20 protein-coding genes are annotated in these 19,425 nt (G+C 62.7%); 6 read left to right on the plus strand and 14 right to left on the minus strand.

Annotation, left to right across the window (positions count from 1 at the left end; translation table 11 throughout):
- Nucleotides 1-7 precede the first annotated feature (7 nt).
- Entirely contained in the window at nucleotides 8-889 is an 882-nt protein-coding gene (locus NKJ11_RS16870; protein WP_352793815.1) for a uracil-DNA glycosylase, read from the minus strand.
- 228 nt (nucleotides 890-1,117) lie between these two features.
- The gene (locus tag NKJ11_RS16875) at nucleotides 1,118-1,762 is read right to left on the minus strand and encodes a hypothetical protein (RefSeq protein ID WP_023812832.1); all 645 of its coding nucleotides are present in this window, start codon (nucleotides 1,760-1,762) and stop codon (nucleotides 1,118-1,120) included.
- Nucleotides 1,763-1,772: 10 nt separating this feature from the next.
- On the opposite strand from NKJ11_RS16875, the gene NKJ11_RS16880 reads away from it, so the two are divergent.
- From NKJ11_RS16880 to NKJ11_RS16890, 3 genes are all read left to right on the plus strand, one after another.
- Nucleotides 1,773-1,919 carry a hypothetical protein gene (locus NKJ11_RS16880; protein ID WP_155930595.1) on the plus strand — a complete coding sequence of 49 codons (147 nt, stop codon included), beginning with the start codon at nucleotides 1,773-1,775 and terminating at the stop codon, nucleotides 1,917-1,919.
- 63 nt (nucleotides 1,920-1,982) lie between these two features.
- Complete coding sequence (locus NKJ11_RS16885; protein WP_352793816.1) at nucleotides 1,983-3,662, plus strand: electron transfer flavoprotein-ubiquinone oxidoreductase; 1,680 nt, start codon at nucleotides 1,983-1,985, stop codon at nucleotides 3,660-3,662.
- A 128-nt stretch (nucleotides 3,663-3,790) separates the two neighbouring features.
- On the plus strand, nucleotides 3,791-4,390 hold the full coding sequence (locus NKJ11_RS16890) for a DUF922 domain-containing protein (RefSeq protein WP_352793817.1): 600 nt from the start codon (nucleotides 3,791-3,793) through the stop codon (nucleotides 4,388-4,390).
- A 4-nt stretch (nucleotides 4,391-4,394) separates the two neighbouring features.
- Here NKJ11_RS16890 and NKJ11_RS16895 read toward each other — a convergent pair whose 3' ends face one another.
- The 5 genes from NKJ11_RS16895 to NKJ11_RS16915 form a co-directional block, all read right to left on the minus strand.
- Nucleotides 4,395-5,441 carry an endonuclease/exonuclease/phosphatase family protein gene (locus tag NKJ11_RS16895; protein ID WP_352550640.1) on the minus strand — a complete coding sequence of 349 codons (1,047 nt, stop codon included), beginning with the start codon at nucleotides 5,439-5,441 and terminating at the stop codon, nucleotides 4,395-4,397.
- A gap of 70 nt (nucleotides 5,442-5,511) precedes the next feature.
- Nucleotides 5,512-6,975: an AMP nucleosidase gene (locus NKJ11_RS16900; protein WP_245273264.1), complete on the minus strand. Its 1,464-nt coding sequence runs from the start codon at nucleotides 6,973-6,975 to the stop codon at nucleotides 5,512-5,514.
- A 116-nt stretch (nucleotides 6,976-7,091) separates the two neighbouring features.
- Nucleotides 7,092-7,286, minus strand: a complete 195-nt coding sequence (locus NKJ11_RS16905) for a hypothetical protein (RefSeq protein ID WP_128303015.1) — start codon at nucleotides 7,284-7,286, stop codon at nucleotides 7,092-7,094.
- A 39-nt stretch (nucleotides 7,287-7,325) separates the two neighbouring features.
- Nucleotides 7,326-7,484, minus strand: a complete 159-nt coding sequence (locus tag NKJ11_RS16910; RefSeq protein ID WP_164892865.1) for a hypothetical protein — start codon at nucleotides 7,482-7,484, stop codon at nucleotides 7,326-7,328.
- Between the two features lie 225 nt (nucleotides 7,485-7,709).
- The gene (locus NKJ11_RS16915; protein ID WP_023812839.1) at nucleotides 7,710-8,051 is read right to left on the minus strand and encodes a DUF2147 domain-containing protein; all 342 of its coding nucleotides are present in this window, start codon (nucleotides 8,049-8,051) and stop codon (nucleotides 7,710-7,712) included.
- Nucleotides 8,052-8,500: 449 nt separating this feature from the next.
- On the opposite strand from NKJ11_RS16915, the gene NKJ11_RS16920 reads away from it, so the two are divergent.
- The gene (locus NKJ11_RS16920; RefSeq protein ID WP_013532614.1) at nucleotides 8,501-8,767 is read left to right on the plus strand and encodes an SEL1-like repeat protein; all 267 of its coding nucleotides are present in this window, start codon (nucleotides 8,501-8,503) and stop codon (nucleotides 8,765-8,767) included.
- 394 nt (nucleotides 8,768-9,161) lie between these two features.
- A complete protein-coding gene (locus NKJ11_RS16925; protein ID WP_352793818.1) occupies nucleotides 9,162-10,283 on the plus strand; it encodes a branched-chain amino acid ABC transporter substrate-binding protein in 1,122 nt (373 codons plus the stop codon).
- 76 nt (nucleotides 10,284-10,359) lie between these two features.
- Here the strand turns inward: NKJ11_RS16925 and NKJ11_RS16930 are convergent, their stop codons facing one another.
- The 6 genes from NKJ11_RS16930 to NKJ11_RS16955 form a co-directional block, all read right to left on the minus strand.
- Nucleotides 10,360-12,342: an acetyl/propionyl/methylcrotonyl-CoA carboxylase subunit alpha gene (locus NKJ11_RS16930; protein WP_128303016.1), complete on the minus strand. Its 1,983-nt coding sequence runs from the start codon at nucleotides 12,340-12,342 to the stop codon at nucleotides 10,360-10,362.
- Between the two features lie 280 nt (nucleotides 12,343-12,622).
- Nucleotides 12,623-12,991, minus strand: a complete 369-nt coding sequence (locus tag NKJ11_RS16935; RefSeq protein ID WP_128303017.1) for a hypothetical protein — start codon at nucleotides 12,989-12,991, stop codon at nucleotides 12,623-12,625.
- A gap of 195 nt (nucleotides 12,992-13,186) precedes the next feature.
- On the minus strand, nucleotides 13,187-14,794 hold the full coding sequence (locus NKJ11_RS16940; RefSeq protein ID WP_352793819.1) for a carboxyl transferase domain-containing protein: 1,608 nt from the start codon (nucleotides 14,792-14,794) through the stop codon (nucleotides 13,187-13,189).
- A gap of 1 nt (nucleotide 14,795) precedes the next feature.
- Nucleotides 14,796-15,959 (minus strand): isovaleryl-CoA dehydrogenase, encoded by a 1,164-nt coding sequence (locus tag NKJ11_RS16945; protein WP_128303019.1) that lies wholly within the window; start codon nucleotides 15,957-15,959, stop codon nucleotides 14,796-14,798.
- A gap of 67 nt (nucleotides 15,960-16,026) precedes the next feature.
- Nucleotides 16,027-16,677 carry a TetR/AcrR family transcriptional regulator gene (locus NKJ11_RS16950; protein WP_128303020.1) on the minus strand — a complete coding sequence of 217 codons (651 nt, stop codon included), beginning with the start codon at nucleotides 16,675-16,677 and terminating at the stop codon, nucleotides 16,027-16,029.
- 70 nt (nucleotides 16,678-16,747) lie between these two features.
- The gene (locus NKJ11_RS16955) at nucleotides 16,748-17,032 is read right to left on the minus strand and encodes an acylphosphatase (protein WP_128303021.1); all 285 of its coding nucleotides are present in this window, start codon (nucleotides 17,030-17,032) and stop codon (nucleotides 16,748-16,750) included.
- A gap of 163 nt (nucleotides 17,033-17,195) precedes the next feature.
- Between NKJ11_RS16955 and NKJ11_RS16960 the strand changes: the two genes are divergently transcribed.
- Nucleotides 17,196-18,188, plus strand: coding sequence for a bifunctional helix-turn-helix transcriptional regulator/GNAT family N-acetyltransferase (locus tag NKJ11_RS16960; RefSeq protein WP_352630814.1), 993 nt, complete (start codon nucleotides 17,196-17,198; stop codon nucleotides 18,186-18,188).
- 36 nt (nucleotides 18,189-18,224) lie between these two features.
- Here the strand turns inward: NKJ11_RS16960 and NKJ11_RS16965 are convergent, their stop codons facing one another.
- Nucleotides 18,225-19,337, minus strand: coding sequence for a pyridoxal phosphate-dependent aminotransferase (locus NKJ11_RS16965; protein WP_352630816.1), 1,113 nt, complete (start codon nucleotides 19,335-19,337; stop codon nucleotides 18,225-18,227).
- Nucleotides 19,338-19,425 lie beyond the last annotated feature (88 nt).

Consider the following 19,425-nt stretch of genomic DNA (forward strand, 5'->3'; position numbering starts at 1 on the left):
CCAAGCCTCAGCCAACTTCCCGCAGCTTTGCCTTCACCTCGAGAAAATCCCGCCACGCCAGCTTCTTGTGCGCGGGCGTTCGCAAGAGATAGGCCGGGTGCAGCGTCGGCATTGCCGGAATGGCGATGCCGGATGCCGTCGTGTGGACGCGCCAGTTGCCGCGCAGCCGCAATATGCCTTCCGAGGTGTTGAGCAAGGTCTTGGCTGACGGGCCGCCAAGGTTGATCAGCACCTTGGGATTGACCAGCTCGATCTGTCGCTCGATGAACGGCCGGCAGATCTCGGTCTCGTGCGGCGTCGGCGTGCGATTGCCCGGCGGCCGCCATGGAATGACGTTGGCGATATAGACTGAAGTGCGGTCTAGCCCGATCGCCGCCAGCATGCGGTCGAGCAGCCGGCCCGAGCGGCCGACGAAGGGCAGGCCCTCGATGTCCTCGTCGCGGCCGGGTGCCTCGCCGACCAGCATGACGGCGGCTTCCGGGTTGCCGTCGGCGAACACCAGGTTCTTGGCGGTGGCTTTGAGGTTGCAGCCTTCGAATGCCGCCATATGCTGGCGAAGCTCGTCCAGCGTCGTTGCCGTCGTTGCCAATTGGCGGGCCAGTGCTGCCTGCGCTTCATCGGGAACCGCAGTCGTCGCAGACGGCGACCGCGCAACGGGTGGTGCATTTGCTCTGTCCCCGGCTTCGCCGCGGGACACGCTCGTCGAGCGCAGCGGAGCGGCGGTGTCACCTGAAGGCGCTGCGGTCGGCGCGCGCTCCATCGGCTTTGGCGCAACCTCGGCGAACCGGTTCACCGGCTGCTCTTCGAGCGCCTCGTCGACGCCCACGCTGGCGTAAAACGCCAGCAGGTCGGCGATATCAGGTCTGTTGGTTGGGGAAGCGGCAGTCATCGATTCACATTCGTCCGCGTGGCGGCAATTTGCAAGGCTGGCAGCTTCTTTGCCAGGGCAACGAACTCGGGTTGACGGGTTCCTTCGGAGCCTTTCGCCGGCGCGTTGGCTGACGGAGCATCAAACGAAAAACCCGCCTGTGCGGCGGGTCACTGGCGCAAATCAGCACCATGGGCAAAAATGTACCATAGCTGAGGTCACCGAGTCAAGAAAAAATTCCTATCATGTCTACCCCGTCGGTATGCGCGGATCCTGCACCAAATAGAAGGTCCAGCGCGGCGTGTAGTCGGTCATCAGGAATTCGAACCTGGCGGTTTTCAACGGGTCGACCTTGCCATTCCGGAACAGCAGCCGGTCATAGGGTTCGAAATCGCGATCGAAATCGGCGAAATTGCTCGACAAAATATTGTCCGGCGTCTTGTTGCGCTGGTCGAAGGAAAGCCCGTCGCCGAACACGCTCGGCCGATTCAGGATCTCCTGCAATTCGAACTGGAATTCGACCCAGGCCTGGCCGCTGTTGTTGAGCACCTCGATGCGCATATACATCATGCCGTTGGCGAATTCGCCGGCCTTGCCGAAGGCCTGGATCGGCTTTGTCGTGCGGATCGTCAGCGTCACCGGCGTTGACGAATTCAGCTCTTCGGTGATGACGAACGGATCGTCCTTCGTCCCGATGCCCGAGGCGCCGGTGATGCGAAAGCCGCCAAGCTCGTCGGAGAAGGAGTAGGCGCCTGCCGCCCAGACCTTCACTTCGTCGGCGGCAGCGTGATGCGGCGCCAGCATCAGAAGGGCCAAAAGGAGCGCCCGGCGGATCCGGCCGGGCGGGAAAAGAAAGCGCGTCGATGAAAAGCCGGCTGGCCCAGGAATGCGCATGGCGTGAAGTATGGCCGATAAGCAAGCCGTCGAACAATTAAAAACGCGCGCTTCGCAGGCAATGCCGGGCGAAAAGCAGTCTTCCAGCCTCGCAATGCGCGACTTTTTGGCCAAAACGGCATTGTCACGTATGCGCCGGTTTCCTGTCGTCAATTGATGCGCTATGCAGCGCGGGAGCCAGCAAGATACCCGAATGGGATAAGCCAGTGCGGAGGGGTTGATGAGCGACATCGAACGCGAAAGCATGGAATTCGACGTGGTTATCGTCGGCGCCGGACCGGCGGGCCTCGCCGCCGCGATCCGCCTCAAGCAGGTCAATCCCGAGCTTTCGGTCGTCGTCCTGGAGAAGGGCGGTGAGGTCGGCGCCCATATTCTCTCCGGCGCCGTCGTCGATCCGATCGGCATCGACCGGCTCTTGCCGGGCTGGCGCGACGAGGACGGCCATCCCTTCAAGACGCCGGTCACATCAGACCATTTCCTGGTCCTTGGCCCTGCCGGCTCGTTTCGCCTGCCCAACATGCTGATGCCGCCGCTGATGAACAATCACGGCAACTACATCGTCTCGCTCGGCAATGTCTGCCGCTGGCTGGCGACCAAGGCCGAAGCGCTCGGCGTCGAGATCTATCCGGGCTTTGCCGCTGCCGGCCTGCTCTACAATGAGCAAGGCGCCGTCACCGGCGTCGTCACCGGCGACATGGGCATCGAGAAGGACGGAACGCACGGTCCGGGCTTCGCACCCGGCATGGCGCTGATGGGCAAATATGTGCTGATCGGGGAGGGCGCTCGCGGCTCGCTCGCCAAGCAACTGATCGCCAGGTACAACCTTTCCGATGGCCGCGAACCGGGCAAATACGGCATCGGCCTGAAGGAACTCTGGCAGGTCAAGCCGGAGAACCACCGGCCGGGGCTGGTCCAGCATTCCTTCGGCTGGCCGCTTGACTTGAAGACCGGCGGCGGCTCGTTCCTCTACCATCTCGAGGACAATCAGGTGGCGGTCGGCTTCGTCCTCCACCTCAATTACAAGAACCCCTATCTGTCGCCGTTCGAGGAATTCCAGCGCTTCAAGACCCATCCGGCGATCAGCGGGACTTTCGACGGCGCCAAGCGCCTCGGCTATGGCGCGCGCGCCATCACCGAGGGCGGCTGGCAGTCGGTGCCGAAACTCTCCTTCCCCGGTGGTGCGCTGATGGGATGTGCGGCGGGCTTCGTCAACGTGCCGCGCATCAAGGGCTCGCACAATGCCGTGCTGTCCGGCATGCTGGCGGCCGAGCATGTCGCAGAGGCGATCGGTGCCGGGCGCGCCAACGACGAACTCGCTTCCTACGAGGAAGCCTGGCGCGCGACCGACATCGGCAAGGATTTGAAGAAGGTGCGCAACGTCAAGCCGCTGTGGTCGCGCTTCGGCACGATCGTCGGTGTCGGCCTCGGCGGCCTCGACATGTGGCTGAACACGCTGTTCGGTGTCTCGCCCTTCGGCACGCTGAAGCATGGCAAGGCCGACTATGCGACGCTCGAGCCTGCCGCCCAGCACAAGAAGATCGCCTATCCGAAGCCCGATGGCGTGCTGACCTTCGACAGGCTGTCCTCGGTGTTCCTGTCCAACACCAATCACGAGGAAAACGAGCCGGTCCACCTGCTTGTCGGCGACATGGAACTGCAGAAGCGGTCCGAGCACGATGTCTTTGCGGGCCCCTCGACGCGCTACTGTCCGGCCGGGGTTTACGAGTGGGTCGACAAGGATGGCAATGCCGCCGCCGATCCCACGGCCAAGGATGTGCGCTTCGTCATCAACGCGCAGAACTGCGTCCACTGCAAGACATGCGACATCAAGGACCCGAACCAGAACATCAACTGGGTGCCGCCGCAAGGCGGAGAAGGCCCGGTCTACCAGGGCATGTAGGCCCGCGCCGGCCACAGCGTGCAAAGACCCCGACGTCGGCTCGGGGTCTCCCGTGGCATGTGAACATTAGGACTGTTGAAACTGCCGCGCGGTTATGGTTCCATTCCTTGACGATAAGGAGATGGCCAATGCGCCTGGCGGTTCTGGCATGCCTTGTGGCGATCGGTGCGCTGTTCGGTTCGGCTTCGGCGGCCCCGGCCGGCACCAGGGTGGTGGTCAAGACGCGGACCTACGACATCACCGGGAACACGGGGCTGGCGCTGATGCAGGCTATGGACCGCAAGGGGCCGAAGCACGGCTTCATGACGCATGCCATCGCGCTGACCGGCTACGCAGTGGACTGGGACCTTGACACCAGCCAGGACAATGGCGTTTGCCGCTTGCGGCGTGCCAACGGCACGCTCAATCTCTTCTATACGTTTCCGCGTGTCGCCTCGGCCACCACTCCGACGCTCCGGAAGCGCTGGACGCGGTTCTTCGCCGGCGTCCGCGCCCATGAGGAAACCCATGGCCGCATCGCCAGGGAGATGATGCGGGCCACGGAAAGATCGATCTCCGGCCTCAGGATTGCCGACGACCGGTTCTGCTACAAGACACGTCGCGAGGCACAGCGACGTATCAAGGCCACCAATGCCGCATATGAGGCCAAGCAGCTCGCTTTCGATGCGCGCGAGCATCGCGATGGCGGCCATGTCCAGCATCTCGTCATCGCTTTGGTCAGGCCCTGATCCTTCAGCCTGGCGTCTTGCCGGTCTGGCTTATGGCCGCGGTCGCGGTTTCATGTTCGTCGAGCGGCTTTTGCTGGTTCAGCCTGAGTGAGAACTCCACCATGACCGGGAGGTGATCCGAGCCCGTGTCCTCCAGCCGTGTCGCGGAATGGATGGTCACGCCGCCCTTGCTGAAAACCTGGTCGATCGGCAGGCCGGCGAAGCGCCGCAGCAAGTCCGGCAGCTTGATGTGGATCCAGGTCGGGCCGGCGGACGGCATCACGGTCAGCCCGCCAAGCGCCGCGACCCGCCGCACGGCGGCACTCCACGGCGCGGCATTGCAGTCGCCCGCCATGATGGCCGTCTCGCCGAGCGCGGAAAGCGGCTCCGTCAACTCGCCGATCTGCCAGTACTGCTCGCGTGGCCACGGCCAACTGAGATGGATCGCGGCGACATCGACGTCGATGCCGCCGAAGTCGACGGTCGCTGTCGCCATGGCGCCGCGCCTTTCGCAACGCGCCTCGGTGTCGGCGGCAAAGGGCCGCCGCGAGAGCAGCGCGACGCCGAATATGCCGTTGGGATAAGGACAGAGGATCCGGTATGGATAGGCGCTGCTGATATAGCCAAGCTCGGTCGCCCACATCGCCGATACCTCGTCCAGGGTGATCACGTCGGGATTGGTCCGGCCGATCAGCGACAGCACCTTCTTCGGCGTCGGATTGTCGTAGCGCAGGTTCATCTGCAGCAGCTTGTAGATCGCGCGGTCTTCGTTCTTGGCTTCATAGGCGGCCTGAACCGGCCACAGGCGGGAGAAGGACAGCGACCCGGAAGTGGTGGCGAAGGCCGCCACGGCAAAAAGCAGTGCCACGGCCGCCTGCAGGCGAAATGTCGTGGCCAGCAGCGGCAGTGCGCAAAGCGCCATCAGCACGGCAAGGTGGACGCGGAAATGCGAGAAGGAATCGAAGGCGGGATGCAGCGTTCCGAAAAACCCGGCCACCAGCGCGATCGAACAGGCCAGCATTGCCAGGAATGCAACCGAAATCAGCAATGTCCCGAAGCTCGCTCTCTCCATGCCGCCTGCTTATCGGCAGAAATGCGGCCCAATCAAGATGAGAAATGCCTACGCGATGCGTGGTATCGGCCTACTGGAACGCCGTTTCCGAAAAACTTCTGAGCTTGCGCGAATGCAACCGCTCCATCGGCATTTCCGCGAGCTTCTCCATCGCCCTGATGCCGATGGTCAGGTGCTGCGCCACCTGGCGCTTGTAGAATTCGGTCGCCATGCCGGGCAGCTTCAACTCGCCATGCAGCGGTTTGTCCGAAACGCACAGCAGCGTGCCGTAGGGAACGCGGAAGCGGAAGCCATTGGCGGCGATGGTCGCCGATTCCATGTCGAGTGCGATGGCGCGAGATTGCGACAGACGCTGGACCGGGCCACGCTGGTCGCGCAGTTCCCAGTTGCGATTGTCGATGGTGGCGACGGTGCCCGTGCGCATGATGCGCTTCAGGTCGTAGCCGGTAAGGCCGGTGACTTCGGCGACGGCTTCCTGCAACGCCACCTGGATCTCGGCCAGCGGCGGGATCGGCACCCAGACCGGAAGATCGTCGTCCAGCACATGGTCCTCGCGCACATAGGCATGCGCCAGCACATAGTCGCCCAGCGCTTGGGTGTTGCGCAGGCCGGCACAGTGGCCGAGCATCACCCAGGCATGCGGCCTCAGCACCGCAATATGGTCGGTGATGGTCTTGGCGTTGGAAGGCCCGACGCCGATATTCACCATGGTGATGCCGCCATGTCCCGATTTCTTCAGATGATAGGCCGGCATCTGTGGCAGGCGGGGAACTGCGACGCCTTCACTGGGCGCGCTTTGCCCGCCCTTGGTGATGACATTGCCCGGCTCGACGAACTCCGTGTATCCGCCGCCGCCATTGGCCATCAGGTCGCGGGCGCGGGCGACGAATTCGTCGATGTAGAACTGATAATTGGTGAACAGCACGAAGTTCTGGAAATGCTGCGGCGTGGTCGCCGTATAGTGCGACAGCCGGTGCAGCGAATAATCGATGCGCTGCGCCGTGAAAGGGGCCAGGGGCCTCGGCTCGCCGAAGGCGACTTCGAAGGTGCCGTTGGCGATCTGGTCGTCGGTGCCATCGAGATCCGGCACGTCGAACAGGTCGCGGATCGGCCGCTTGATGCGCTCCGCCGTCGCGCCGTCGACATGGGTGCCTTCAAGGAAGGCGAAATGCAGCGGGATGGGTGTGGTCGATTCCGACACCGTGACCGCAACCCCATGATTGCGCATGATCAGGCGCAACTGCTCGACGAGGTAGCTTTCGAACAGGCCCGGCTGGGTGATGGTGGTGGAAAAATGCCCAGGCGTCGGCATATGGCCATAGGCCTGGCGCGAGTCGATCTGGGTGAATGAGTTGGTGGTGACGCCGATCTCCGGATAGAAGGCCCGGTAGCGCTTGCCATTGTCGCCGCCTGCTGCCGCCAGCTCTGCGAAGGAGTCGCGCAGGAATTTGGTGTTGCGGTCGTAAAGCGCCTGCAGTGCCTTGACGGCCTTTTCGGCGCTATCAAAGCTTTGCCGGCCAAAAGGCTCCGGCATGACGACAGATTCGATGGCTTGTGGGTAGATTCGCTTTTCCATGGCTCAATATAGAGACTTGGATCGGCACTTGGGAGGGGTGTCGCGACCGAAGGCGGCCAAAGCGCCGTTTTTCTTCAACCGCGCTGCAGGCTGACCAGGAGCACAAAGCCGACGCCGGACTTCTTCAGGGCAGGTGCGTCGATCGTCGAGCCGGCATCGGAGCGCATCATCGGCACGGCCAGAACCGGAGCGGCCAGAACCGCCAGGATAAGCGCCGCCCGCGGCAGAAGCCGAATGGTCTTGAGAGCGTTGGCGGCGATGCGGTTCATGGTGTTTCAGCTTTTCTTTTCGAGGTCTTGGTTCTTTGTTCAGTTGCGAAGATGGGTGGGGCAGGCGAGGCGGCAGGTTCCGGAACTGGCTTCGTCCCAGGCGCGGGCCGGACGGCCCGCTTCGGCGACGAGGATGGCGAAGAACATTCCAAACAGGCTCACCAGCAGGCAGACGATGGTGAAGCGGCGAGCAAGCATTGGGTCGGTCTCCTTCAACACGCCGGAGAATGCCCTGATGCAACTGAACCGGCTCTGATGCCGGCGTTCATCTGCGGTTCAAGATGGTTGACGGGGCTTCGACGGCGCCGGCGTCGGTTTGGATAGCCGCCGGCGGGTATCGAGCATCACCGGCGCAGGATGTGTCGACAAAACGAAAACGGGGCCCGTCGAGGCCCCGTCATCATGTCGTAAGGGTGCGGTCGATCAGAGCTTGTGCCAGGTCTGGCTCTTGCAGATCAGTCCGCCGAGCACGCAGCCGCTCATCTTGAGAGAGCTGCCCGACAATGTCGCCTTGCCCGAATAGGTCTTGTCGTTTGCCGGATCGGTGATGTTGCCGGCATATTTGTTGTCGCCCGTCGCCTTGAGCGAGCCGATGGTCTTGCCGGCATATTTCCCGGACCTGAGGGTGATGGAAAACGAGCCGCCGCCGGCGATGGCCGCGGTTTCGCCGGCCTGCGTCTTCCAATTGCCTTCGATCGGATCGGCCCATGCCGCACCCGCCACGATCAATGTGGCCGCAAGGGCCAGGCTCAGTTTTCGAAACATGTCTTCCTCCCTGTGGATGTCCGGCCGGACGCTCCGCCTCGCCGGTCTGCCGCTTACGCAAACGTAAGCTAATCCAGCTCCCGGCAAAACAAAAGCGGTGCCGTAGCGGAAGACTTTGGGATTTTGAAGCCGCCTGAAAGCGCCTCCTCGACGACGAAATGAAACGTTCGGCGCATCGCCTTTGTCTGCCGTGGTTAGCGAAGTCTTGCCTCCGCGTGAGAAAACTCTCGTCAAATTTGACGCAAGCAGGCTGAATTGCTGGGTTTGTATCCTTAACGAATTTCGGCGTTTACCTCTTGTTTTAGCTTTGTTTTCCTCAAATTAAGCACGCCATTTAACGGCGGATTCAAGCCTGCACGGCATTCTCGAAAGCATCGGAAGAGCAGCCGGCAAGACGAAAGAAGGCAGCTCTCGGAAGCCTGACAGGGGCCGGAAAACAGGGGATTGAAATGGCACGTTTTGAAATGCTTGAAGCAGGTTTCGGCGCCATGGGAGCAACTGCCCAGGCCGACATCCTTTTCGAATTGGGCATGATGTATGCGACCGGCCGCGATTGCGAGACCGATGTCGTTGCCGCCCACAAATGGTTCAACATCGCCGCAATCAAGGGCTCGGCCCGCGCCGCCGAGCTGCGCTCGGAACTGTCGGCCGCCATGTCGAAGGTCGAGATCGCCACGGCGCTTCGCGAAGCCCGCGAATGGATGACCATGCATTAAAATCCGCCAATCGCAGACAGGTCCATCGAAGACAGGGAAGCTCCGGGATCAAGGCCGCACAGACGGCCAGACCCGGCGAAATTGAAGGCCGCGCAAGACGGTCGCGAAGGCAAGAGAAAGAACGCGGCAGGCCGCAAGGCTCAGCTGTGCGCGACACGGGGAAGGCGAGCGGGATTCTTAGGCGCGAGAGCGCCCGGAGATTGCTCGACGGGCAAAAAAAGTCACGACCAGCCGGAACAAGGCTGGCGTGGCTTTTTGCGTGGATGACGTCTTGCAGGCCCAATCGAGCGGCGCCAATGCGCCTAGACAGGCTCAATGAAGGGTGAAATTGTCCGGCCTCTCTGGAAGAAGCGCGGCCGGGGCGGCCGCGCGTGAGTGGAGGAGTTCTACCATCATGAAAAAATTGAGTATTTTGAACGCGGCCATATTCGGCCTGATGTTGAGCACGCCGGTCGCATTCGCAGACGACATCACCTTTGCGGTGATCGGCCCGATGACCGGACAGCTCGCCACCATCGGCGATCAGTTCAAGCAGGGCGCACAGGCTGCCGCCGATGCGATCAACGCCGCGGGCGGTGTCGACGGTCGTCAGATCAAGCTGAGCATCGAAGACGACCAATGCGATCCCAAGCAGGCCGTGTCGGTTGCCAACCGCGTCGTCGCCGATGGCGTCAAGTTCATCGACGGCCATGCCTGCTCGGGTTCGAGCATTCCGGCCTCGGCCGTCTATGCCGAAGCCGGCGCCTTGATGATGAGCCCGGCCTCGTCAAACCCGGTGCTGACCGACGCGGCCGCCAAGGCCGGCTGGCCGACGATCATGCGCCTTTACACGCGTGACGATGCGCAGGGCGCCTTCATCGGCCCATGGATCGCCAAGAAGTTTGCCGGCAAGAATGTCGTCGTCCTGCACGACAAGAGCGCCTACGGACAGGGCGTGGTTGACGCCGTCAGGGCAACGATGAATGCCGGCGGCCTCAAGGAGGTCTACTATGACGGCATCAACGCTGGCGAGAAGGACTATTCGGCTCTCGTCACCAAGCTCAAGGACTTGAAAGCCGACGTCGTCTATTTCGGCGGCTACCATCCTGAAGCTGGCCTGATCCTGCGTCAATCGGCGGAACAGAACCTGAAGTTCCAGCTGATCATGCCGGACTCCATCGCCTCGCCGGAATTCTGGCAGGTCGCTGGCCCGGCCGGCGAGGGCACCATGTTCGTCTTCCCGTCGGATCCGCAGGCAAAGCCGGAAGCCAAGGCTGCCGTCGAGAAGATCAAGGCCGGCGGTTTCGTGCCGGAGGGCTTCACGCTGTTCTCATACGCCACCATCCAGGCATTCGCCGAAGGCATCAAGCGTGCCGGCAGCGACGACCCGGCCAAGGTTGCCGAAGCGTTGAAGAACGGCACGCCGATCAGCACCGTTGTCGGTGATGTCACCTTCGACGAGAAGGGCGATCTCAAGAATGCCAGCTACGACATCAACCAGTGGCATGACGGCAAATACGCGCCGATCGCGCAGTAATCGCCGACTTGGCGACCAAGTAGCGTAGAGAAATGGCCGGGTCCGTCCCGGCCATTTTCTTTTTACCTTCGAACCGTCAGCTGGCTACAGCGGTCGAGGCGGCTTGTTCCCCGACGAACCGCACCAGCACCGTCCCGTCGGTCACCTGCGCGCCCTCGGTGGCGATCTCGGCGATCACGCCGTCATGCGGCGCGGCGATGGTGTGCTCCATCTTCATCGCCTCGAGGATCAGCAGCGGCTGGCCCTTGATCACCGTATCGCCCTTTCCCACGCGCACCAGTTTGACCAGTCCCGGCATCGGCGCGCGCAGGCTGCCGGTGCTTGCCGCCGCCTCATCGGCCCGTGCCAACGGGTCCGGCACGGCGAAGGTGTAGCCAACGGCGCCTTCGAACACGGTGATGTGGCCTGGCCAGTGGGCGAGGCGTGATGTTGAGCGAAAATCATGCGAATTGGTGTCGTCATAGGGCTTGTCCAGCGCGACCTGGAAGCGCCCATCCGGCCGCACCGAAACCTTCGCCGCGATATCGTCTTCACCGAACTTCAACCATGTGCGTCGCGCCACGCTGTGGAAATGGGCATAACCGGCAAGCGACGACCACGGATCGTCTGACAACGGCGATGCTCCGGCCCCCGAGGCTGCGACTGCGGCCGCGGCTATGGTTTCTCCGCTTGGCGGCGCGACCTCGGTCAGCGCCGTCTGGTACCTGGCGATCAGGCTGGTGTCGACGTCGCCTGCGGCGAAATCCGGATCGGCGGCGAGAGCGGCAAGAAAGGCGGTGTTGACGGTCGAGCCGGCGATCTCGGTCCGGGATAGCGCCGCGCCAAGCGCTTCCAGAGCCGCCTGGCGGTCCGTGGCGTGGACGACCAGCTTGGCGATCATCGGATCGTAGTACGGCGAGATGGCGTCACCCGCCCGCACGCCGGTCTCGATGCGCATCGTGGCGCCTTGCGGGGCCGCGTCTGGAAATCTCAGATGATGCAGCGTGCCCGTTGCCGGCAGAAAACCTTTTGCCGAGTCCTCGGCATAGATGCGCGCCTCGAAGGCATGGCCGGTAAGCGCGATCTCGCTTTGCGTCTTCGGCAGCTTTTCGCCGCTGGCGACCCGCAACTGCCACTCGACCAGATCGGTGCCGGTCACCATTTCGGTGACGGGGTGCTCGACCTGCAGACGGGTGTTCATCTCCATGAACCAGAAGCGGTCGGCTTTCAGGCCTTGCGAGGCATCGACGATGAACTCGATGGTGCCGGCGCCTGAATAATTGATCGCCTTGGCGGCCTTCACCGCCGCATCCGTCATCGCCTTGCGCAAAGCCTCGGTCATGCCGGGCGCGGGCGATTCCTCGATCACCTTCTGGTGGCGGCGCTGCGCCGAGCAGTCGCGCTCGTAGAGGTGCACGGCGTTGCCGAAATTGTCGCCGAACACCTGCACTTCGATATGGCGCGGCTTGTCGACATATTTTTCGACCAGCACACGGTCGTCGCCGAACGCAGCTTTCGCCTCGCGCCGCGCGCTGGACAACGCTTCGGAAAACTCATCGGGATGCTCGACCCGGCGCATACCCTTGCCGCCGCCGCCAGCGCGTGCCTTGATCAGCACGGGATAGCCGATCTCGCGTGCCTTGGAGGCAAGTAGCACGATCTCCTGCGCCTCGCCATGGTAGCCCGGAACGACCGGAACGCCGGCTTTTTCCATCAGACGCTTGGCCGCGTCCTTCAGCCCCATGGCACGGATCGAGGCCGCCGACGGGCCGATGAAAATGAGCCCCGCCGCCGTCACCTGGTCGACGAAATCGGGATTTTCCGACAGGAAGCCGTAGCCGGGATGAATGGCTTGTGCGCCGGTAGTCAAGGCCGCGGCGATGATCTTGTCACCGCGCAGATAGCTTTCGCCGACGGGCGAGGGGCCGATATGCACCGCCTCGTCGGCCATCTCGACATGCAGGGATCTCGCGTCGGCATCCGAATAGACGGCGACAGTGCGCACACCCAGTTTCCGAGCCGTGCGGATGACACGACAGGCGATCTCGCCGCGATTGGCAATCAGGATCTTGGCAAACATGGAGCCTCCGCATGTAAGGCTCGCAGTCCATGGGAAGCAGGGCGCTTGAACACCCCTCTCTGTCCTGCCGGCCCCCGCAAGGAGGGAGATTGGCAGCTTTGCCCTCGCTGCGAACTTTCAATGTTGGAATTTGGCGAAAGCGATAGCGACAGTCGATCTCCCCCCATGCGGGGGAGATGTCCGGCAGGACAGAGGGGGGTACTGTCCAGCGAGCCATTCCAGCCCTCGGCGTAGACCTCTCCCTTACCAAGGGAGTGCTCTACCTTGCGGTCGGTAGTATCTATTTCGATGACGAAATTGCGCAGCCGCCACTCGCGGTCTTGAGCTTCCACCGTGTCAAGCCGGCCTGGCAATTGCGCAGCGCCGTCTCTTCCGCCGCCTTCTGGGACGGCGCGTTGAGCTTCGTCCCGCAGACAATGTAGAGGTCGACGACACGCGAATAAAAGGTTGTGGCGTAGGCCGAATGGCCGCTCGCCGCGACGTAGCCCTTGTAGGCAACGTTGCATTCGCCCGAACCCAAGGTCGGCGGAAAACGCACGTCTCCCTTGCGTCCCGCGAGCGATTCCGCCGAGCCGATGCCGGTCGATGTTAATATTAGAAATACAGAAAGTATCGAAGCAGCCGTTCCCTGGCAATATTTCAGTTTCATTTCCAGCCCGTCCCCATTGCCCCATGCTGGATAAGCAGTATCGAATATTTTGCCTCGCCGCCAGTTCACTGTTTGAGATTCGAAGCCGCCTATGCTGATGAATCGGTTGTTCCATACAGTTCAGCCTTTTCGCACGGCAGCAACGGCCTGCTGGTATAGTTCCGCCGTTTGTCCGTCGAAGTTGACCGTCCATTCTCACATCCGAAACACGCCGAAGTGCGTGTCCTCGATTTCGGCGTTGAGCGCAGCGGACAGGCTGAGCGCCAGCACGTCGCGGGTCCTCGCAGGGTCGATGATGCCGTCGTCCCAGAGGCGTGCGGACGAATAGAGCGGATGGCCCTCATGCTCGTATTTCATCAGGATCGGCTTCTTGAATTTCGCCTCTTCCTCGGCGCTCCATTCCCCGCCCTTGCGCTCGATGCCTTCGCGCTTGACCATGGCAAGCACCGTTGCTGCTTGCTCGCCGCCCATCACCGAGATGCGGGCGTTCGGCCACATCCACAGGAAGCGCGGCGAATAGGCGCGGCCGCACATGCCGTAATTGCCGGCGCCGAACGAACCGCCGATGATGATCGTCACCTTTGGCACGCGGGCGGTGGCAACGGCCATCACCAGCTTGGCGCCGTCCTTGGCGATGCCGCCTGCTTCATATTTTCGACCGACCATGAAGCCGGTGATGTTTTGCAGGAAGACCAATGGGATCTTGCGCTGGCAGCACAGTTCGATGAAGTGCGCCCCCTTCAGCGCGCTTTCGGAAAACAGCACGCCGTTGTTGGCGATGATGCCGACCGGCATGCCATGGAGATGGGCAAAGCCGGTGATCAGCGTGGTGCCGTAATTCTGCTTGAACTCGTCGAATTCGGAACCGTCGACGATGCGCGCAATCACCTCGCGTGCGTCATAGGGCTGGCGCAGGTCGGTCGGCACGATGCCGTAGAGTTCATCCGCCGGATGAAGCGGCGGAATCGATCTCTGTAAGTTTAGGCTTACAGTCTTGTTCCGATTCAGGTTTTTGACGATGCGGCGGCAGATGGCGAGCGCATGGTCGTCGTCCAGCGCATAGTGGTCGGCAACACCGGAGAGCCTGGTGTGCACATCGGCGCCGCCGAGATCCTCGGCGCTGACATCCTCGCCGGTCGCTGCTTTCACCAGCGGCGGACCGCCGAGGAAGATGGTCGCCTGGTTGCCCACCATGATCGTCTCGTCGGACATCGCCGGCACATAGGCGCCGCCCGCCGTGCAGGAACCCATGACGCAGGCGATCTGCGGAATGCCGGCTGCCGACATGTTGGCCTGGTTGTAGAAGATGCGGCCGAAATGCTCCCGGTCGGGAAACACCTCGTCCTGATTGGGCAGGTTGGCACCGCCGCTATCGACGAGGTAGATGCAAGGCAAATTGTTCTGCAGCGCGATCTCCTGCGCCCGCAGATGCTTCTTCACCGTCAGCGGGTAATAGGTGCCGCCCTTCACCGTGGCGTCGTTGACGACGACCATCACCTCGGTGCCCTCGACGCGGCCGACGCCGGCGATCATGCCGGCCGACGAAATCTCCTCGCCATACATCGACCAAGCGGCGAACTGGCCGATCTCGAGGAAGGGTGAACCGACATCCAGCAATTGCGCGAGGCGCTCGCGCGGCAGGAGCTTGCCGCGCGAAACATGCCGCTCGCGCGCTTCCTCCGAGCCGCCGCGCTCGACGGTGGCCGCCTTCTCCGCAATGTCGGCGACCAGCGCCCGCATGCGCTCGGCATTGGCACGGAAGGTTTCGGAGGAGGGGGATATCTGGGTTTGCAGCGTAGCCATGCTATACCCCCTCCGCCATGATCTCGCGGCCGATCAGCCAGCGGCGGATTTCGCTGGTGCCGGCGCCGATCTCATAGAGCTTGGCATCGCGCAGCAGGCGGCCGGTCGGATAGTCGTTGATGTAGCCATTGCCGCCAAGCAGCTGGATGGCGTCGAGCGCCATCAGCGTCGCCTTCTCGGCGGCAAACAGCACGCAGCCGGCGGCGTCCTTGCGTGTCGTCTGGCCGCGGTCGCAGGCTGCGGCGACGGCATAGACATAGGCGCGCGCGGCGTTCATCGTCGTGTACATGTCGGCCAACTTGCCTTGCACCAGCTGGAACTCGCCGATCGCCTGGCCGAACTGCTTGCGCTCGTGCACATAGGGGACCGCCACGTCGAGGCACGCCGCCATAAGGCCGATCGGGCCGCCGGCGAGCACCGTGCGCTCATAGTCGAGGCCAGACATCAGCACCTCGACGCCGCGCCCTTCCTCATGCAGCACATTGTCGAAGGGCACCTCGACATCCCTGAACACCAGTTCGCCGGTGTTGGAGCCGCGCATGCCGAGCTTGTCGAGCTTTTGCGCCACGGAAAACCCGGCAAAAGCCTTCTCGACGATGAAAGCGGTGATGCCGCGCGATTTCAGGTCCGGGTCGGTCTTGGCGTAGACGACCAGGGTCTCGGCGTCAGGCCCGTTGGTGATCCACATCTTGGTGCCGTTGAGCACGTAGCGGTCGTTGCGCTTTTCGGCGCGCAGCTTGAGCGAGACGACGTCCGAGCCGGCGCCGGATTCCGACATCGCCAGCGCGCCGACACGCTCGCCCGAGCACAGTGGCGGCAGGAATTTTTCCTTCTGCGCCGTCGTCGCCCAGCGGTTGATCTGGTTGACGCAGAGATTGGAGTGGGCGCCGTAGGAGAGGCCGACCGAGGCCGAAGCGCGCGAGATTTCCTCGACGGCGATCACATGCGCGAGATAACCCATGCCGCTGCCGCCGAAATCGGGGTTGGCGGTGATCCCAAGCAGGCCGAGCGCGCCGAGTTCGCCCCACAGATGCGCCGGGAATTCGTTCGAGCGATCGATGTCGGCGGCGATCGGCGCAATGCGATCCTGGGCGAAGCGCCGCACCATGTCGCGCAGCGCCTCGATCTCCTCGTCATGCCCGAAGCTGAGCGTGTTGGTGTACATTTTTCTCCTCCCTGCGCATGACCCCGAAAAATCGACTTTGATTTTCGGAAAGGGATCATGCGCGAAATCAAAATGCTGCAGCGTCCTTTGCGCGTCCGAAGGGACGCGCGGCGCTGTAGGCGTCGATCTTCGCGCCGACGAGCCGCATTGTCATTGAAAGATATGTCGTGGTCACTTCCGCGATGGACAGCCGTTCGCCCGGCCGAAACCAGACGATGACGCCGGTCATCATCTGGATCAGCGCCATGGCCGTCAGCCCGGTGTCGTCGATGCTGAAAGCGCCCGTCTCGTCGCCGTCGCGCAGGATGGCGCGCAACTCCTTCTCGTAAGCCGTGCGCATACGCAGTATCTGTGTCAGCCGTTCGGGCGACAGACTGCGCAATTCCATGTTCGACACATGCGTGGCGTGCCGTCGCTCGATATGAAAGGCGATGTGATTGCGCACATAGGCGGAGAGCAGTTGCGCCGGATCTCCATCCGCCGGCCGGGCTGCTTCCCATGCTGTGGCCAGACCTTCCATGTGCTCGCGCATCAGCGTGAACAGAAGCTCTTCCTTGGTTGGAAAGTAGCGGTAGAGCGCGGCTGCCTGGACGCCGACCTCGGCGGCCAACTGGCGCATCGACATCGCTTCGTAGCCAAGGCGCGCGATGAGGTTGACCGCCGCCTCACGGATGGTCGCTTCTGTCTTTTCGCCATCGGACCCAGCGGTGCGTGCCATGTCAGCTCCTCTGCGAAGCAATAATAAAACGAACGTTCAATTAATTCAAGACGCCAATCCAAACTCACCTTCATGCAACGATCCTGAACCCAACAGAAGCGTTTTCTGCCACCAACTCCTCGATGTCGACCTTGGAAACAGAAGCTCCGGCCGGCCCTTCCCAGAGGCGCTTGATCATTGTCGAGACCGCTTCATCAAGGCCTGCAATTTGCGTCGTTACGGCCCCATCCGCTTCATTGCAAACCCAGCCCGCAAGACCAAGGCCTGTGGCCTCATCCCGGGCCCATGCTCTGAAGCCGACGCCTTGCACATTGCCGTAGATGCGCGCCTGCACTTTCCTGCGATGACCAGTCATGAATCTCTCCAAGCCTGTCTCGTTAAAATCTGGTGCATGGCTCAGGGAATGCAACATGAGAGTTGCGCGCACGACGCAATAGCTGGGCCCTCTGGCTTTGAAATTTCATTGACTCAGTCCATTAATTTTGAAAAATGGAGCTGCCCTATTGGGAGTTGGCTGGATGTTGGACGAACGCAACGCATTGGTGGCCGATGTCAGGCGCTTCAATCGCTTCTACACGCGCACCGTCGGCCTTCTCGACGAGACGCTGACACAAAGTGCATTCACTTTGACCGAGGCGCGCGTGCTGTTCGAATTGGGTCACCGCAGCAACCCGGCTTCCGCCGAAATCGCGGGCGAGCGAGGTTTCCTGGCTGGGGCTTTTCGGCTGGAGAATGGCCCGGCGGCCTCTGAAATATCAAGACAGTTGCGTGTCGATGCCGCCTATCTGACGCGGATCCTGCGCAAGTTCGCGGGCCAGGGGCTGACCGAGGCCAGAACGGACCCGGCTGACGGGCGCCGAAGGGTCCTCTCGCTGACCTCACGAGGCGAGGCAGCGCTTGCCAGACTGCAAGCGGCGGCCGATCGGGACACGGCGCGGCTGATCGAAAGCGTCCCCGACGACAGGTTGCATGAACTGCGCAGCGCCTTGCGCAAGGCGGGGGAATTGCTGGGCGATCCCACCCGTGACAGCAGCGAGGTGACGTTGCGGCCGCATCGCGTCGGCGATGTCGGCTGGGTCGTGCAGCGCCAGGCCCAACTCTATGCCGAGGAATATGGCTGGACGATCGAGTTCGAGGCCATGCTCGCCGAGATCGGCGCCGATTTCATTCGCAATTTCGTGCCCGGCCGCGATTTCTGCTGGATCGCCGAGCGCGGTGGTGAGCCGGTCGGCGCGGTGTTCCTGGTTCATCAGGACGACGAAGTGGCCAAGCTGAGAATGCTGCATGTCGAGTCGCCGGCGCGCGGCCTCGGCATCGGCAAACGACTGGTCGCGGAATGCGTGAACCAGGCCCGGGCTTGCGGCTACGCCAAGCTGGTGCTGTGGACCAACGATATCCTCGTTGCGGCGCGCGCGATCTACGAACGTGCCGGCTTCAGGCTGGTCTCGCAGGAGCACCACCACAGCTTCGGCAAGGATCTGACCGGCCAGACCTGGGAAATGGATTTGTAGGCAGCTTTTGCTGCCGGTTTGCTTGCAGACGCGATTCTAGTTCCCCCGCGCCGTTGCCAGCGCGCCAGGCAACTCCTCGGCAAGAATATCGAGTTCGTGATCGAGACCGACGCTGACGCGGATACAGCGGTCGAGCCGTGGCACCATCGGTTTGCGGATGAACACGTCGCGCGACAGCAGGCCTTGCAGAACTTTCAGCGCGAAGGCGCCATCGCCGCAGCAATCGATGGTGACGAAATTGGTCGCCGACGCCAGTGGCTTCAACCCGTTCGCTTCGGCAATGCCGGCGATGCGTCGGCGGCCGGCCGCGACCCGCGCCACCACGCTTCTGAGATAGTCCTGGTCGGCGAGCGCCTCGACGCCGGCGATCTGCGCCATGCGGCTGACGCCATAATGGTTGCGGATCTTCTCGAAGTCGCGGATCACCTGGGCCTCGGCGATCGCATAGCCGCAGCGTATGCCCGCCAGCCCGTAAGCCTTCGAGAAGGTGCGCATGCGGATGACGTTTGGCCTGGAGATATCGATCGGCGGCAGCGCCGAGGCCGGCCCGAGTTCGCCATAGGCCTCGTCGAGCACAAGCATGGTGGTTTGCGGCAGCGCCTCGATGAAGCGGATGATCTCGCTCCCCTCCCACCAACTGCCCATTGGATTGTCCGGGTTGGAGAGATAGACCAGCGGGGCCTTGTCCTTGCGCACCGCCGCCAGCAGGCCATCCAGGCTTTCCCGGTCGTTCTCGTAAGGAACTGTCACCAGCCGCCCGCCGACACCGGCAATGTGGAAGTTGAAGGTCGGGTAAGCGCCGAGCGAGGTGACCACAGCATCGCCGGGCGCGACGTACATGCGTGCCACAAGGCTGAGCAGGCCATCTATGCCCTCGCCGACAACGACGTTCTCGGCTTCTAGGCCGTGATGGGCGGCAACCGCCAGCTTCAGATCGTGATTGTCGGGATCGCAATACATCCACATGTCGCCGGCGATCTCGGCCATCCGGGCGGTGACGCGCGGCGAGGGACCAAAGCTGCTCTCATTGGCGCCGATGCGGGCGCGGAAAGCGCGGCCACGCTCGCGCTCCTGCGCTTCGGGGCCGACAAACGGCACCGTCGAGGGAAGCGCTGCGATGAGCGGCATGAGGGGAGGGCGCTGGGGCATGGTGGAAGCTCGTTTGAAAAGGGCCTTCTTGCTAGCGCGCCGGATGGGTCGGTGCAAGTTGCCGCTGGGCAGATCCGTAACGCTGGAT

The organism is Mesorhizobium sp. M0243 (assembly GCF_040321775.1).
Lineage (GTDB): Bacteria > Pseudomonadota > Alphaproteobacteria > Rhizobiales > Rhizobiaceae > Mesorhizobium.